Here is a 15154-nt window from a genome sequence, read left to right as displayed (position 1 = left end):
TATATGCAGCCATCACTATAACCCCGACGAAGACGGAGCAAGCAATGAGAGTTCTTTTAATCGGTTCTGGCGGTCGTGAACATGCTCTGGCCTGGAAACTGTCCGCTTCTCCGTCACTGACAAAACTCTATTGCGCGCCGGGCAATCCGGGCATCGCGGAAGCCGCCGAACTGGTCGAAATCGACGTCAGCGACCACAAGGCCGTGATTGCCTTCGCCAAGGATAAAGCCATCGATCTGGTCATCGTCGGACCGGAAGCGCCACTGGTCGCGGGCCTTGCCGACGATCTGCGCGCCGAGAACATTCGCGTCTTCGGCCCATCCAAGGCCGCAGCCCAGCTGGAAGGTTCCAAAGGTTTCACCAAGGATCTCTGCGCCCGCTTCGATATTCCGACCGGGGCCTATGGCCGCTTCAACAATGCGCCAAAGGCCAAGGCCTATATCCGCCAGCAGGGCGCGCCCATCGTGGTCAAGGCTGATGGCCTTGCGGCAGGCAAGGGCGTGGTTGTCGCCATGACGCTCGATGAAGCGCTGGATGCCGTCGATGCCTGCTTCGAAGGCGCATTCGGCTCTGCCGGTGCCGAAGTGGTGGTGGAAGAATTTCTGGACGGCGAAGAAGCAAGCTTCTTCTGCATCTGCGACGGCAAGACCGCCGTGCAGCTTGGCTCGGCGCAGGATCACAAGCGCGTCGGCGATGGCGACACCGGCCCCAATACGGGCGGCATGGGCGCCTATGCCCCGGCCCCGGTGATGACGCCCGAAATCGTAGAACGCACCATGCGCGAACTGATCGAACCGACCATGCGCGGCATGGCGGAAATCGGCGCGCCCTTCTCCGGCATTTTGTTCCTCGGCCTGATGATCGGCAAGGACGGCCCGAAGCTGATCGAATACAACACCCGTTTCGGTGACCCGGAATGCCAGGTGCTGATGATGCGCCTCAACAGTGACCTGCTGGCGCTGATCAATGCCGCCGTCGACGGCGAGCTGGATCAGGTTTCGCTGGACTGGAAAGATGATCCGGCGCTGACCATCGTTATGGCTGCGGAAGACTATCCGACCAATGTGAAGAAGGGCAGCGTCATTCGCGGTCTCGACGCGCTTAAGGGTATCGACGGCGTGAAGGTCTTCCATGCGGGCACGGCAGAGAAAGACGGACAGCTGGTCGCCAATGGCGGTCGCGTGCTGAATGTGACTGCCGTGGGCAAAACTGTCGCCGAAGCGCAGGCGAAAGCCTATGATGCCATCAGGAAGATCGACTGGCCGGAAGGTTTCTATCGCACAGACATTGGCTGGCGCGCGGTGGAACGCGAGAAACAAGCCTGAGCAAAGGCTGCGACCGATATGTCGAACGCACTTGTGCCGGAATTTGCGGTCACCGATTGGCAAGCCAGCTTGAGGTTCTACTGCGACATACTGGGCTTTAGCTGCCGCTATCAGAGGTCTGAGGAAGGTTTTGCCTATCTCGAGCGGGACGGCGTGGAGCTGATGATCGATCAGATCAATCAGGGACGCACATTCGGTGGGCAATATCTGCCAACTGAATATCCGTTCGGACGCGGGCTGAATGTCCAGATCCGCGTCTCGGCAATCGACCCTATCATTGCTTCCCTGAAGTCTGCCAATATTCCGCTTTTCCTGCCTCTCGAAGAAAAGTGGTATCGTAACGGCGACATGGAGGCCGGGAACCGACAATTCGTCGTGGCCGATCCCGATGGCTATCTGCTGCGCTTCTACGAGGATATGGGCAGCCGCCCTGTTCAACGGAGCTGATCTTTATCAGCCCGTTTGCAGCTATTCACACCGTGTGGACGCGGTTGCGGATTCCTATGCTGTATGGACGCGGTTGCGTCCGGCTTTCTTCGCCTGATAGAGCGCGCCGTCAGCCCGGCGCATGGTCTCATAGAGGCTCTCCTGCTCGATCTGTTCCGCCACGCCGAAACTGGCCGTCGGGCCCCAGTCCTCTGCCTTGCCCTGAAAGCGCAGATCACTCAGCGTTTCACGCAGATTTTGTGCCAGCGCCTGTGCCGACGCCAGTTCCGCATCGGGGATGAAGACGACAAACTCTTCGCCGCCCATGCGTGCCGCGACCGCCGTCTTGGGCAGATGGTTTTTCAGAAGCTTGCCAAAGGCCGCAATCACACGGTCACCGCCGTCATGACCATAGGTGTCATTGACGCGCTTGAAGAAATCCAGATCGCTCATGATCACCGAATAACGAATGCGCTCGCCCTTGCGCGCCAGCACACGCGAGACATGGCGGTCAAAGCCGCGCCGGTTATAAATCTCTGACAGCGGATCGACTTCCGACTGCTCGCTCGCCTCGCCCACCATGTGCGAAACCGTGCTCAGGAGCAACAGCAGGCCTCGCGCCACCTGCACGAAAACACCCACCGACAACGACACAATCACATGCAAACTGTCCGACTGTTCCTGCGTCCGCGTGTCGGTGCCGGGCCAGCCGACGAGAAAGACGCGGGCGAAATAATGAATGCAGCTCAAAACTGCCAGCGCCATCAGCAGTTTGTCCACCACGCGCGGCATGCCGGAATGGTAGATGACGCGGATCATCATCAACTGCGCGAGGCAAAGCGGCAGCTGATAGAGCGCGCGATAGGGCAGCGACGTCTTCGGCAGGTCAAAGATCAGCAGATTGCAGACAATGGCTGCGAGAAAAAATATGCCGAGCAGCCGCCAGTCTGTCTTCTGCCGATAGGTATTCTGCAAGCCGACAATGGTCGCGAAAAATACCGACATCAGCAGTGCAAAGGAAATGAAGCTTGGCAAGCGTGGATTGACAGCAATTGGAATCCAGTAGCTGACAATCGCGCCAAGTGCTGCGCAAATGGAGGCAATGGTGAACCAGCGCGGCGCGGCATAGTTCTTTTCCTGAATGGAAACAAAGGCGAATATCAGAACGAAGACGCAAGCCGCCGTCAGATTGGCTGTCAGAAAAAACGGAACAAGCGTCATATGGAATACACCCTCGAACATTCCGAACTTCTAATACAATGCAGCAAAGATTCCGTTAAGCGCGGCAATCGGCAGTCCTTGTTCTGTGCCTGTTGGTGCGGCCCGCATTGCTTCTTGATATGAACACCTCTTCCTGTCGCAAAATAACTTGAAATTTTTTCTACAAGCCTGTCGATTTAGCCATTCGCCATTCGTCGTATAGCCGAAACGGTCGAAGCAGCTCGCGTTATGTCGACATCGCCGGAACCGCTTCAGAAGTTTGTTTTACGCGCATCTTATCCGAAAACTGTCTCACATTTTTCGGTTTGCGCTTCAGGAGGAAGACCCATGCGTTTCATGATGTTGATGATACCCGGCGGCTATGCAACGGCAGCGCCCGACGCCATGCCCAGCGCGGAAGCGGTGGAAGCCATGATGAAGTATAATGAGGAGCTGAAAAAGGCTGGCGTTCTGCTGACGCTGGATGGTCTGCATCCACCCGCGGCCGGTGCGCGTGTCAGCTTCAAGGGCGGCAAGCCCAGCGTCGTTGACGGCCCCTTCGCCGAAGTCAAGGAAGTGCTCGGCGGCTACTGGATGATCGACGTGCGTTCCCGCGATGAAGCCATCGAATGGGCGCGTCGCTGCCCGGCCTCGGAAAATGACATTATTGAGGTCCGTCGCGTTCAGGAAATGAGCGACTTTCCCGAGGATGTGCAAAAGGCCGCCGAAGGCTTCGGCGATCTCAAGGGGTGACGACAGACGCCACCATAGAAGCAGTCTGGCGGATCGAGCAGACAAGGCTCACCGCCAGACTGGCGCGTATGCTGCGCGATATCGGCCTTGCCGAAGAGATCGCGCAGGACGCCTTTGTGCTGGCTCTGGAGCGCTGGCGTCTGGACGGCATACCGCGCAACCCCGCCGCCTGGCTGATGCAGGTGGCGAAGAACCGCGCACTCGACCGGCTGCGTCGCACCACGCTGATCGACGGCAAGCATCGCGAACTGGCAATCGACCTCACGGAACTGGAACAGGCCGATCCCAATATCGAAGCCAAGCTTGATGAAGACATTGACGATGACCTGTTGCGATTGATCTTTACGGCCTGCCATCCGTCGCTGCCTGCCGAGCAGCGTGTAGCGCTGGCCTTGCGGCTCTTGGGCGGCTTGTCGACGCCAGAAGTGGCACGCGCCTTTCTCGTGCCGGAAGCCACAGTGGCGCAACGCATCGTGCGCGCCAAACGGACCTTGCGCGAAACGGCAGCCACTTTCGAAACCCCGCAGGGCGACGAGCGGCAGCAGCGTCTCGCCGCCGTGCTGGAGGTGGTCTATCTGATCTTCAACGAGGGTTATGTGGCAAGTGAAGGCGCGCACTGGCTGCGTGCCGATCTTTGCCATGAAGCCCTGCGCCTCGGGCGCTCACTTGCCGCATTGATGCCAAACGAGCCCGAAGTCCACGGCCTTGCCGCCCTTATGGAATTGCAGGCATCGCGCTTTGCCGCCCGCACCGGCAAGGCCGGAAACCCGATCCTGCTGCTGGATCAGGATCGCAGCCGCTGGGACTGGTCGCAGATAAGGCGCGGCCTAGATGGCCTCAACCGCGCCATGGCCCTCACCCCGGCGCCCGGCGCCTATCAGCTTCAGGCGATGATCGCATCCTGTCATGCCCGCGCCGCCACTGCCGCCGAGACCGACTGGATCGCCATTGCCGCCTATTATCAGGCGCTGGCGCTCGTTGCGCCCTCGCCCATTGTCGAAGTGAACCGCGCTGTGGCTGTCGGCATGGCTTTTGGCCCCATGCAGGGATTGGCCATTGTCGATGCGCTTGCCGATGAGCCACGCCTGAAAGACTCGCATCTGCTGCAGACTGTGCGCGGCGATCTTCTGGAAAAACTTGGACGAAGTGCGGAAGCCAGCGCGGAATTTCGCCGGGCAGCCGAACTGACGGACAATGCGCGCGAACGCGCCCTGCTTCTTGCCCGCGCCAAAGCAATATAAAAGCACTGGAAAATATTGACGTTTACGTAATAAGCCGGTAGCTCTTGTCATGAAGAAGACTGATACTCCCTCTGCCTGCGGGCAGATCGGAGACCGAGGTTTCCGAGGAGGAGCCTTGATGAGCACGATGTGGAGGAAAGATGTATCGCGCGCCGGTTTCTGAAATTTCCCATACGCTGATGAAGGTTGCGGGGCTTGAGAAAGCGCTGGAAGACAACCGCTTTCCCGAATTTTCCGCCGATCTGGCCGAAGCCATTCTCGAGGAAGCCGGACGATTTGCAGCCGAGCGCGTCGAGCCTCTGCGCATTTCCGGCGACCGTCAAGGTGCTACCGTCAAGGACGGTGTCGTCACCACCGCCCCGGGCTGGAAAGACCTTTACCGCGACTGGATCGCAGGCGGCTGGAACTCGCTGACCGGCACGCCGGATTATGGCGGTCAGGGCCTGCCGACCATGATGTCCGTCGCCGTCAGCGAAATGTGGAATTCCGGCACGCTTGCATTCGCCATTGCGCCGACGCTGACCATGGGTGCTGTCGAAGCACTGGAAAAGCACGCCTCCAAGGAATTGAAGGATATCTATCTCGAAAAGCTCATTTCCGGCGCGTGGATGGGCACGATGAACCTGACCGAGCCGCAGGCCGGCTCCGACCTTGGTGCGTTGCGCAGCCGCGCCGAACGCAGCAATGACGGCACCTATCGCATTTTCGGCCAGAAGATTTTCATCACCTATGGCGAGCATGACCTGACCGACAATATTGTGCATCTGGTGCTGGCCCGCCTGCCCGATGCGCCTGCGGGCACCAAAGGCATTTCGCTGTTTCTCGTCCCGAAATTCCTCGTCAATGAGGATGGTTCTCTCGGTCGCCGCAATGATCTGTTCTGCTCCGGCCTTGAGCACAAGATGGGCATTCATGCCTCGCCGACCTGCACCATGATCTATGGCGACGGCTTCGTGAAAGGCGAGGAACAAGGCGCTGTCGGCTATCTGATCGGCGAAGAAAATCGCGGCCTCGCCTGCATGTTCACCATGATGAACAATGCCCGCCTGCTGGTTGGCATTCAGGGCGTCGGCGTGGCGGAAGCGGCCTATCAGCAGGCACTTAACTACGCGAAGGAGCGCAAGCAGGGCCGCGCTATCGGTGCTGACCCGAAAAATGGCATGAGTCCTATCATCGAGCATCCTGATGTGCAGCGCATGCTTTTGACCATGAAAGCGCTGACGCAGGCCGCCCGCTCCATCACCTATTCTTGCGCCCATGCAATCGACATGAGCCATGTGACCGAGGACGCAGACAAGCAACATTGGGGCGACCGCGCCGGTCTGCTCACGCCGCTGGCGAAAAGTTTCTCGACGGATGTCGGTGTCGATGTCGCGTCGCTTGGCGTGCAAATCCATGGCGGCATGGGCTTCATCGAGGAAACCGGCGCAGCGCAGTTGTTGCGCGATGCCCGCATCACGCCGATTTACGAAGGCACCAACGGCATTCAGGCCATCGATCTGGTGATGCGCAAGCTGCCGCTCGGCAATGGCGAGCATATCAAGGGCTTCCTCGATGAATTGCAGCAGGATGCCGATAAGGCTGCCGCATCCAATCGCCCCGAACTGGGCGAAACCGGCGCACGTCTTGCAAAGGCATTGACCGAAGCACGCGAAGCGACTGACTGGCTGCAAAAGACCGTCGCTGAAGGTGGCGCAGAGGCAGCGCTTGCCGGTGCAACGCCTTACCAACGTCTGCTGTCGCTCGTTTCCGGCGGCGCTTATCTGGCCCGCGCGGCGCTTGCGGGCGACGATAATGGGCGCGCCGTTCTCTGCCGTTTCTTCGCCGAGAACATGCTGGCCGAAGTATCGTCGCTGAAAGACACCGTCATCACCGGCGCAGCCAGCCTTGCTGCTGCCAAATCCGCGCTGGAGGCTTGAGCGTGAGCGAACATATTCTCGTTGAACGTCGCGATGCGGTGCAGATTATCCGGCTGAACCGGGCCGACAAGAAAAACGCCATCACTCGCGCCATGTACGCCACCATGGCCAAGGCGCTGAAGGATGGCGATGCCGATGATGCAGTGCGCGTTCATGTTTTCCTTGGCGTGCCGGGTGCGTTTTCATCCGGCAACGACATGCAGGACTTCATGGCTGCAGCCGCAGGCGGCGGCGACATGGGCAAGGATATTCTGGATTTTCTTTACGCCCTGTCGAGCGCCAAAAAGCCGGTCGTCTCGGGCGTTGATGGCCTTGCGATTGGCATCGGCACGACGATCCACCTTCACTGCGACCTGACTTTCGCAACGTCGCACGCTTTGTTCCGCACGCCATTCGTCGATCTCGGTCTGGTGCCGGAAGCCGGTTCCAGCCTGCTCGCACCACCGCTGATGGGGCATCAGAAGGCCTTTGCCATGCTGGCGCTCGGCCACGGTTTCAGTGCGGAAGCCGCCCTTGAAGCGGGCATCGTCTACAAAATCGTGGAAAGCGGCGAGCTGGAAACGGAAGTGCTGAAGGCTGCGGCAGAAATCGCCGCCAAACCGCCGGAAGCCATGCAGATCGCCCGCTCACTGATGCGGCTGCCAGCTGAAAACATTGCGGATCGCATTGCGCGGGAAGCGAAGCTTTTCGGCGAACGCCTGGCCTCCAGCGAAGCGCGCGAGGCCATTATGGCCTTTCTCAGCCGCAAGAAGTAGAGCGGTTCCGGTTAAAACGGAATCGTGGAACCGCTCTATCTATTTGTTTTTACGCATTATCCTACGCAAAACCGCTACGCACTTTTGCTGGAAATGCTCTAGATCCCGGCTCTGATCGATAAAAAAGAACCCGGATGGGGAAACCCATCCGGGTGGCTTTGTCTGGAGGTCAGCCAATTAATTTAGCTTCAAAAGAAGCAGTTTCTCAAACCTAGCGGCAGAATGGGACGAGATCGTGGTCACACGACAATGTGAACCGTCCGGGTAATGCACCGCCTCTAGTCAGCTCAATTGCGAGCGATGATTTCCTTGCCTTCGATCACCAGACGGACGCCCAGCGTGCCAGCCTTGCGGCGTGCGAGGAAACGCGGGCGGCGACGGCGTGTTTCATGTCCCTGACGGCGAGCTTGCGGCTGGCCGGTGCGAACCGGGCCAGTGCTTTCGTAAAGCGGACGGGCAACGCCGTCTTCTTCCACCAGCATCATCGGCAGGTTGAAAGCAGCCGCCCAGGCGCGCCAATCGGCGGCAACATCGGTCAGATCATGCGCCACCAGAAGCGGCACGGAAAGCTGCGGGTCCTGATGCATCAGTTCCAGCGTGACGGTGATTTCGCCATACTCGTCTTCGACCGCACGGGCCACGACACCGACAAACGCATGGATCGGCAGTGCAATCGACATTGGCAGGCCGCTCGACGGCAGAACCTGCCGGATGACCGCGCCACGCTCGTTGATGGTGAAGGTGACGTCGGTATTGCCGTCATGCGATGCGTAGCTCACCACCTGCGGAAAGTGAAACGGATCGAGCCGCAGTTCACGGCCTGCCCAGTCTGGCTTCAGTCCCTTGCTCATCATTGTCAACGCCTCTGTCTCTCTGTCTCTTTCGAGAGCCGGTTATTCCAGCTTCTCTTTGATTGGGCTTTCTGCCCTCGTTGAGATGGAGAATAGACCGCGTTTGTTACCGGCGGCCTTAAGGAGTTGGGTTAACTTTTCCCTGCTTTTTCATTTGGTTATCAGATTGCAACCAGGTGTAAGAATTCAGAAATTCTTCCTAATATGCGTTTACCGATAGCAAAACGGGCGGAGAAACCGCCCGTTATTCAAATCGCAATTCTGTTTGTTTTACAGCGTCTTGCCGGGGTTCATAATCCCCGCCGGATCGAAGGCCGTCTTGATGCGGCGCATCAGATCGAGCGCAAATGGCTGTTTGAAATGCGCAAGCTCATCGCGCTTCAGACGACCGATGCCATGCTCGGCGGAAATCGATCCCCTGTAACTTGCAACAATTGTGTGGATACGGTGATTAAGCGCGCCCCAATGGGAGAGGAATTCCTGTTTGTCGGCGCCAACTGGCTGCGACACGTTATAATGCAGGTTGCCATCGCCAATATGGCCGAAGCAGACAATGCGTGCGCCGGGGATCATTTCCAGCGTTGCGGCATTGGCCTCGTGGATAAAGGCGGGGATGGATGAGACCGGCACGGAAATATCGTGCTTGATCGAGCCGCCTTCCGGCTTTTGCGCCCAGGACATTTCCTCGCGCATTTTCCAGAAGGACTGCGCCTGCGCGACACTTTCTGCAATCGCCGCATCCTGAAGAATATCCGCTTCGAAGGCTTCGTGCAGAATGGTTTCCAACGTGGTGCGCGCATCTTCTTCCGAGCGCGTGGAGGAAATGTCGATCAGCACATACCAGTCATGCGGGCTTTCCAGCGGGTCGCGTGCGCCATCGACATGGCGCATGGTGAACTCAACCCCGACTCGCGGCATCAGCTCAAACCCGGTCAGTGACGGGCCTGCATGTTCGGTTGCAAGCTGGAACAGACGCAGCGCATCTTCCGGGCTGCGCATTCCGGCATAGGCAACGCCTTTGCCCTTTGGCTGCGGGAAGATTTTCAGCACTGCCGCCGTAATGACGCCGAGCGTGCCTTCGGAACCCACAAACAGGTCTTTCAGGTCGTAGCCAGTATTGTCTTTCTTCACATAGCGAAGGTCGTCCAGAATTTCGCCGGTTGGCAAAACCACTTCGAGACCGAGGCATAGCTCGCGCATATTGCCATAGGCGAGCACCGCCGTGCCGCCTGCATTGGAGCCAAGATTGCCGCCAATCTGACACGAACCTTCCGCGCCCAGCGACAGCGGGAAAAGACGCCCTGCCTTCTCGGTCGCGTCCTGAAGATTTTTCAGGATAACGCCTGCCTCGACGGTGGCCAGATTGCCGACCGTATCGAGCGCTCGGATTTTGTTCATGCGGCCAAGGGCCAGCACAATTGTCGTGCCGCTCTCATCCGGCGTCTGCGCGCCGACGAGGCCCGTATTGCCGCCCTGCGGCACAACCGGCGTTTTCGTTTCGCTGGCAAGTTTCATGATCGCCGCGACTTCCTGTGTCGAACCCGGGCGCAGCACGAGAGGAGAATTGCCTTTATAAAGATCGCGTTGCTCGATCAGATAAGGCGCAATGTCTTCCGGGGCGGTGAGCGCGTTCTTCTCACCCACAATAGCGGCAAAACGTTCAATCAATCCGGTGTCCATGTCTTGCCTCTTATCACTCTGTTTTCACGCATTATCCCACGCAAAACCGCTTCGCACTTTTGCTGAAAATGCTTTAGCGCGGTGCGGCGGCGCGTTTCAGACGATCATTGATGGCCTCGCCGAGACCGTCAAAAGGAATGGGTTCAACGGCAATGGTGCTGGTGCCGGTGGCGTCGAGCTTGCGCATGAAATCGAAAAGATTGCTGGCCGCCTCGCGCAGATTGCCATCCGCGCTGAGGTTCAGCACGGCCTTTGCCGTCTCGGCCCCGGCCACGCGCGACGGCCCGAAAGCCAGCAGCGCTTCGCCCGGCTGCACATTACCGACCGCAAGCCGCATCGACGCATCCGGCGCATAATGCGAGGCCATCATGCCCGGCGCGATGATATGCGCCTGAATGGCTTCAGTTTGTTCGGTGCGCAGCAGGGTTTTGCCAATCGCAGCCTCAATCTCTTCTGCTGCAAGCCCGCCGGGGCGCAACAGACGCACCGTGTCACCCTCGACCTTCACGATGGTCGATTCCACACCAACCCCGCATGGACCCGCATCGAGGATCAGGTCAATCTTGTCGCCAAGATCGCCCGCGACGGCTTCAGCACTGGTGGGGCTGATACGCCCGGACGTGTTGGCGCTCGGTGCCGCCACCGGGCTGTCCAGCGCTGTGATAACCTCCTGCACGCGGCCATGCGGCATGCGGATGGCAAGCGTCGACAGTCCCGCCGTCACAAGTGGATGGATCGGACGATCTGTTTCCTGATGGTCTTTGAGCGGGAGCACGATGGTCAGCGGACCGGGCCAGAACAGTTCCGCCAGCCTGCGCGACAGCGGATCAAAGGTGACGTAGCGCTCTGCCATGGCGATACCGCTGACATGGGCAATCAACGGATTGAATTGCGGGCGACCCTTGGCGGCAAAAATTCCCGCAACACCTTCACCATGGGAGGCATCGGCAGCAAGGCCGTAGACGGTTTCGGTGGGAATGGCGACAAGGCCGCCGCGCCGCAGGATTTCGACCGCGCGCTGAACTGCCTCATCATCGAATTTCATTACATCTGACACTGGTTTTCCGCCTCTCGGGCGTCCAAATTGAGTGCATCCCGAAAAGTGCAAAGCGGTTTTCGGACAAGATGCACGCATAGATATGAGCGCCTTCTGCCTACACAAGCGCGAAGCCGCGCGCAAGCAAACAGGCGATCCGCCGCGTGCACATTTATGGCAACGCGGTCCGGAAAATTGCGTTTTGTTAGCTTTTTTAGGGCAGGATGATATTATTCATGCTTGAGGTGAATAATGTTATCGCGATTTATCGCCATTTCGCTGACCATCGCCGGACTGCCTGTAGTGGCCTCTGCCAACGGGGCGGAACCTGCGCGAACGACCTATGAGGTCGGTTCCATCGACTATATCGGCTATGACCGGATGGGAGCCAACGGGCTGCCTGTCTGCGGCACGTGCAACCAGCGACAAGCGGCTGAAGCCGAAGCGCTGAAGGAAATTGAAGCGCGGCGCAAACGCGCTCGTGCCTATATGGCGCGCATGCAGGGCAAGCCTCTGCCGGAAGACGCTCAGGAACAGCCTGCCGTAACGCCCGCTGCGGCCCCGACCGAACAGAAGATGCCGGACTTCGATCCCGCCAAGCCGGTGCGCGTGGTCGGCGAACCATGGGCTGGCGCATCCGGGGAAGTCGATCTGAGTTCGCTGACACTCAGGCCAAGCCTTCAATAACCCTCAAACGAAAATGGCGCCGTAATGGCGCCATTTCTATTCCTAAGTGCTGGCTATCAGCCTGCGATCTTGGAGAAATCCGCAACCTTGCCGGTGGCCGTGCGGATCAGGTCGAGCAGAGCCAGACGATTGGCGCGGACATTTTCGTCCTCATCATTGACCAGCACTTTTTCGAAGAACGTATCGACCGGGCCGCGCAGCTTGGCGAGCGCCAGCATCGCACCCGAAAAATCTTCGCGGGCGATTGCCGCTTCGGTTTCGCTTGATGCAAGCGTAACCGCTTCGAACAGCGCCTTTTCCTCGTCCACCTTGAGAAGCGAAGCATCGACGCTCGTGGCGACCTTGGTGCCCTTCTTCTCTTCGGCTGCCAGAATATTGGCGGCGCGTTTGGTGCCTGCCAGCAGGTTCTTGCCGTCTTCCTCATTGATGAAGACGATCAGCGCTTCCAGACGGCGTGCGACCAGAAGCAGATTGTCGGCTTCCGGCGTCAGCACGGCATCAATGGCGTCGTAACGTGCGCCCTCTTCCTTCAGATGCACCTTGAAACGGTCGTGAAGGAAGGACAAAAGATCGGCCAGCACCGGCTCAGCACTGCGGTCGGCTTCGGCACGAACCTCAATCTCATAGTTGCGCAACGCATTGTCGATATCCTGTTCGCCATCGACATCGCCGGATTTTTCACCTGCAAGCCTGGCTTCGAATTCACGCAGCTTGCGTTGGACCACGCCTTCTTTCAGCGCAGCAAAGGCCGAACGGAACAGTGGCAGCAGCGGGAATTTCCAGTCCTGCGACAGCAGAAGCCGGATCACGCCAAGGGCTGCGCGACGCAGCGCATATGGGTCCTTCGAACCCGTCGGCTTTTCATCGATAGCCCAGAAGCCAACCAGCGTGTCCAGCTTGTCGGCCAATGCGACAGCAACCGAAACCGGCTCCTTCGGCACCACATCGGACGGACCTTGCGGCTTGTAATGTTCTTCGAGCGCTGTGGCGACGGCTGCATCTTCGCCCTGAAGCAGCGCATATTTGCGGCCCATCGCGCCCTGAAGTTCCGGGAATTCCCCCACAACTTCGGTGGTCAGATCAGCCTTGGCCAGCACTGCCGCACGTGCAGCAAGCTTCGGATCAGCGCCCACCAGCGGGGCGATCTGTGCAGCCAGTTCGCGGATACGCTCAACGCGCTGCCCTTGCGTGCCCAGCTTCGCATGGAAGGTCACATTCAGGTTGTCCAGACGTGCCATGCGCTGGTCGAGCGGCTTCTTAAGATCGAGGCCGAATTTTTCCGCCGAAGCGGTCAGCTTGTCGAGGTCGGGCAGATCGTTCTGATCAGTGTGCCAGAAATAGAGCGCATCCGACAGACGTGCGCGCACCACCTTGCCGTTACCGTAAGCGATTTCCGTGCCGCCATCGCGCGCGGCGATGTTCGACACCAGAATGAACCGGTTGGACAGCGCTTCGGTTTCGCCCTGCTTGCGGGTGACGAAGCACTTCTGATTGGCGCGGATGGTGAGGCGGATGACTTCCGGCGGTATCGCCAGAAACTCTTCCTCAAACTCGCCCATCAGCACGACCGGCCATTCGACGAGACCGGACACTTCTTCCAGAAGGCCCTCGTCTTCGACCAGTTCGAGACCCGACGCGAATGCTAGATTATGCGCGTCCTGTGAAATCATTTCCTTGCGGCGTTCAGCATCGAGCACCACAAAAGCCTTTTCCAGCTTTTCGACATAATCGTCGAAGCGGCGCACCTTGATCGCCTGACCGTCGCTGAGGAAACGATGACCATAGGTGAGATTGCCGGACTTGATGCCGTCAACGTCGAAATCGATAACCACGGTTTCTTCGGTTTCAGGGCCGAAGGTGCACAGGATCGATTGCAATGGACGCACCCAGCGCAATGCACCGGGCTTCGCCGAAGCCGCGCCCCAGCGCATGGATTTCGGCCACGGGAAATTGCGGATCGTCTGCGGCACGAGTTCGGCGACGATTTCTTCCGCCGGACGGCCCGGCTTGGTCAGATGGGCGACATAGAAATCGCCCTTCTTCGGATCGGAATGCACATGCGCCTGGGCGACATCGGTGAGACCGGCCTTGCGCAGAAAGCCCTGAATGGCCTGTTCCGGTGCGGTGACCGACGGACCCTTGATGTCTTCATGCACGTCCTTGGAACGCACGGTCAGGCCGCGAATGTCGAGCGTCAGACGACGCGGCGTCCAGTAAGCGGTCGCGGCTTCATAGGTGAGACCGGCTTCGACCAGACCATCGGTGATCATCTTTTTCAGATCGCCGGCAGCCTTGCGCTGCATGCGGGCCGGGATTTCCTCGGAAAAGAGTTCGAGAAGTAAGTCAGGCATTACTCGCCCTCACGCTTGAAATTGAAACCACCGGCATCCGTCAGAAGGAATGCCTCGCCGCACTGACGCGCGAGATTGCGGACGCGCAGGATGTAGCTCTGGCGCTCGGTAACCGAGATCACGCCGCGCGCATCCATCAGGTTGAAGACGTGAGATGCCTTGATGCACTGGTCATAGGCCGGGAGCACGCATTTGTGCAGCGAACCCCCGCCCGTGCTGCCCGCCTTCAAAATAGCTTCGCATTCGCGCTCGGCATCAATGAAGTGGCGATGCAGGATTTCGGTATCGGCCATTTCGAAATTGTAGCGGGAATATTCCTGCTCAGCCTGCAGGAACACATCGCCATAGGTGAGTTTTTCGTCGCCTTCGAGACCATTGAAATTGAGGTCATAGACATTGTCCACGCCCTGCACATACATGGCGAGGCGCTCGAGACCATAGGTTAGCTCACCGGCAACCGGCGAGCATTCAATGCCGCAGACCTGCTGGAAATAGGTGAACTGCGACACTTCCATGCCATCGCACCAGCATTCCCAGCCAAGACCCCAGGCGCCGAGCGTCGGGCTTTCCCAGTCGTCTTCCACGAAGCGCACATCATGCAGCGTCGGATCAAGGCCAATGGCCTTCAGCGAACCGAGATAGAGATCCTGAAGGTTCGGCGGCGACGGCTTGATGATGACCTGATACTGGTAATAATGCTGCAGCCGGTTGGGGTTTTCGCCATAACGGCCATCCTTTGGACGGCGCGACGGCTGCACATAGGCGGCTTTCCACGGCTTCGGCCCGAGCGAACGCAGCGTGGTTGCCGGATGGAACGTACCCGCACCCACTTCCATGTCGTAAGGCTGCAAAATAGCGCAACCATGTTCCGCCCAATAGTGATGGAGCGTCAGGATCAGGCCCTGAAAGGAACGGGTGGGATGCATATGT

13 protein-coding genes are annotated in these 15154 nt (G+C 58.8%); 7 read left to right on the top strand and 6 right to left on the bottom strand.

Annotation, left to right across the window (positions count from 1 at the left end):
* Positions 1–44 precede the first annotated feature (44 nt).
* Positions 45–1325, top strand: coding sequence for a phosphoribosylamine--glycine ligase (gene purD / locus QBD01_RS03780; RefSeq protein WP_280991660.1), 1281 nt, complete (start codon positions 45–47; stop codon positions 1323–1325).
* Between the two features lie 18 nt (positions 1326–1343).
* Positions 1344–1772 carry a VOC family protein gene (locus QBD01_RS03775; protein WP_280991659.1) on the top strand — a complete coding sequence of 143 codons (429 nt, stop codon included), beginning with the start codon at positions 1344–1346 and terminating at the stop codon, positions 1770–1772.
* Between the two features lie 54 nt (positions 1773–1826).
* On the opposite strand, the gene QBD01_RS03770 is transcribed toward QBD01_RS03775, so the two are convergent.
* Positions 1827–2972 (bottom strand): GGDEF domain-containing protein, encoded by a 1146-nt coding sequence (locus QBD01_RS03770; RefSeq protein ID WP_392391318.1) that lies wholly within the window; start codon positions 2970–2972, stop codon positions 1827–1829.
* A gap of 327 nt (positions 2973–3299) precedes the next feature.
* Between QBD01_RS03770 and QBD01_RS03765 the strand changes: the two genes are divergently transcribed.
* The 4 genes from QBD01_RS03765 to QBD01_RS03750 all read left to right on the top strand — a co-directional run bounded on the left by QBD01_RS03765 (position 3300) and on the right by QBD01_RS03750 (position 7619).
* Entirely contained in the window at positions 3300–3704 is a 405-nt protein-coding gene (locus QBD01_RS03765) for a YciI family protein (RefSeq protein ID WP_280991657.1), read from the top strand.
* A complete protein-coding gene (locus QBD01_RS03760; protein WP_280991656.1) occupies positions 3701–4945 on the top strand; it encodes an RNA polymerase sigma factor in 1245 nt (414 codons plus the stop codon). The genes QBD01_RS03765 and QBD01_RS03760 overlap by 4 nt, the downstream gene beginning before the upstream one ends.
* A gap of 140 nt (positions 4946–5085) precedes the next feature.
* On the top strand, positions 5086–6864 hold the full coding sequence (locus QBD01_RS03755) for an acyl-CoA dehydrogenase (protein WP_280991655.1): 1779 nt from the start codon (positions 5086–5088) through the stop codon (positions 6862–6864).
* A gap of 2 nt (positions 6865–6866) precedes the next feature.
* On the top strand, positions 6867–7619 hold the full coding sequence (locus QBD01_RS03750; protein ID WP_280991654.1) for a crotonase/enoyl-CoA hydratase family protein: 753 nt from the start codon (positions 6867–6869) through the stop codon (positions 7617–7619).
* A 287-nt stretch (positions 7620–7906) separates the two neighbouring features.
* On the opposite strand, the gene QBD01_RS03745 is transcribed toward QBD01_RS03750, so the two are convergent.
* The 3 genes from QBD01_RS03745 to QBD01_RS03735 all read right to left on the bottom strand — a co-directional run bounded on the left by QBD01_RS03745 (position 7907) and on the right by QBD01_RS03735 (position 11195).
* Entirely contained in the window at positions 7907–8473 is a 567-nt protein-coding gene (locus QBD01_RS03745; protein ID WP_078338019.1) for a DUF6101 family protein, read from the bottom strand.
* Positions 8474–8740: 267 nt separating this feature from the next.
* The gene (locus QBD01_RS03740; protein WP_280991653.1) at positions 8741–10150 is read right to left on the bottom strand and encodes an FAD-binding oxidoreductase; all 1410 of its coding nucleotides are present in this window, start codon (positions 10148–10150) and stop codon (positions 8741–8743) included.
* A gap of 73 nt (positions 10151–10223) precedes the next feature.
* Positions 10224–11195, bottom strand: a complete 972-nt coding sequence (locus QBD01_RS03735; protein WP_392391317.1) for an L-threonylcarbamoyladenylate synthase — start codon at positions 11193–11195, stop codon at positions 10224–10226.
* A 243-nt stretch (positions 11196–11438) separates the two neighbouring features.
* Between QBD01_RS03735 and QBD01_RS03730 the strand changes: the two genes are divergently transcribed.
* Entirely contained in the window at positions 11439–11873 is a 435-nt protein-coding gene (locus QBD01_RS03730) for a hypothetical protein (RefSeq protein ID WP_280991651.1), read from the top strand.
* A gap of 56 nt (positions 11874–11929) precedes the next feature.
* Here the strand turns inward: QBD01_RS03730 and glyS are convergent, their stop codons facing one another.
* Both glyS and QBD01_RS03720 read right to left on the bottom strand, forming a co-directional pair.
* Positions 11930–14224 carry a glycine--tRNA ligase subunit beta gene (glyS, locus tag QBD01_RS03725; RefSeq protein ID WP_280991650.1) on the bottom strand — a complete coding sequence of 765 codons (2295 nt, stop codon included), beginning with the start codon at positions 14222–14224 and terminating at the stop codon, positions 11930–11932.
* Entirely contained in the window at positions 14224–15150 is a 927-nt protein-coding gene (locus QBD01_RS03720; protein WP_280991649.1) for a glycine--tRNA ligase subunit alpha, read from the bottom strand. The genes glyS and QBD01_RS03720 overlap by 1 nt, the downstream gene beginning before the upstream one ends.
* Positions 15151–15154 lie beyond the last annotated feature (4 nt).

It is taken from the genome of Ochrobactrum sp. 19YEA23, from assembly GCF_029909865.1.
Taxonomy (GTDB): domain Bacteria; phylum Pseudomonadota; class Alphaproteobacteria; order Rhizobiales; family Rhizobiaceae; genus Brucella; species Brucella gambitense.
Note: the sequence above shows the minus strand (reverse complement) of the source record. Positions and strands in the feature narration are given on the sequence as shown.

Excerpts from the sequence above, each read along its gene's own strand:
- purD (WP_280991660.1), top strand. The coding sequence starts at position 45 with ATGAGAGTTCTTTTAATCGGTTCTGGCGGTCGTGAACATGCTCTGGCC.
- QBD01_RS03775 (WP_280991659.1), top strand. The coding sequence starts at position 1,344 with ATGTCGAACGCACTTGTGCCGGAATTTGCGGTCACCGATTGGCAAGCC.
- QBD01_RS03770 (WP_392391318.1), bottom strand. The coding sequence starts at position 2,972 with ATGACGCTTGTTCCGTTTTTTCTGACAGCCAATCTGACGGCGGCTTGC.
- QBD01_RS03765 (WP_280991657.1), top strand. The coding sequence starts at position 3,300 with ATGCGTTTCATGATGTTGATGATACCCGGCGGCTATGCAACGGCAGCG.
- QBD01_RS03755 (WP_280991655.1), top strand. The coding sequence starts at position 5,086 with ATGTATCGCGCGCCGGTTTCTGAAATTTCCCATACGCTGATGAAGGTT.
- QBD01_RS03745 (WP_078338019.1), bottom strand. The coding sequence starts at position 8,473 with ATGATGAGCAAGGGACTGAAGCCAGACTGGGCAGGCCGTGAACTGCGG.
- QBD01_RS03740 (WP_280991653.1), bottom strand. The coding sequence starts at position 10,150 with ATGGACACCGGATTGATTGAACGTTTTGCCGCTATTGTGGGTGAGAAG.
- QBD01_RS03735 (WP_392391317.1), bottom strand. The coding sequence starts at position 11,195 with ATGAAATTCGATGATGAGGCAGTTCAGCGCGCGGTCGAAATCCTGCGG.
- QBD01_RS03730 (WP_280991651.1), top strand. The coding sequence starts at position 11,439 with ATGTTATCGCGATTTATCGCCATTTCGCTGACCATCGCCGGACTGCCT.
- glyS (WP_280991650.1), bottom strand. The coding sequence starts at position 14,224 with ATGCCTGACTTACTTCTCGAACTCTTTTCCGAGGAAATCCCGGCCCGC.
- QBD01_RS03720 (WP_280991649.1), bottom strand. The coding sequence starts at position 15,150 with ATGCATCCCACCCGTTCCTTTCAGGGCCTGATCCTGACGCTCCATCAC.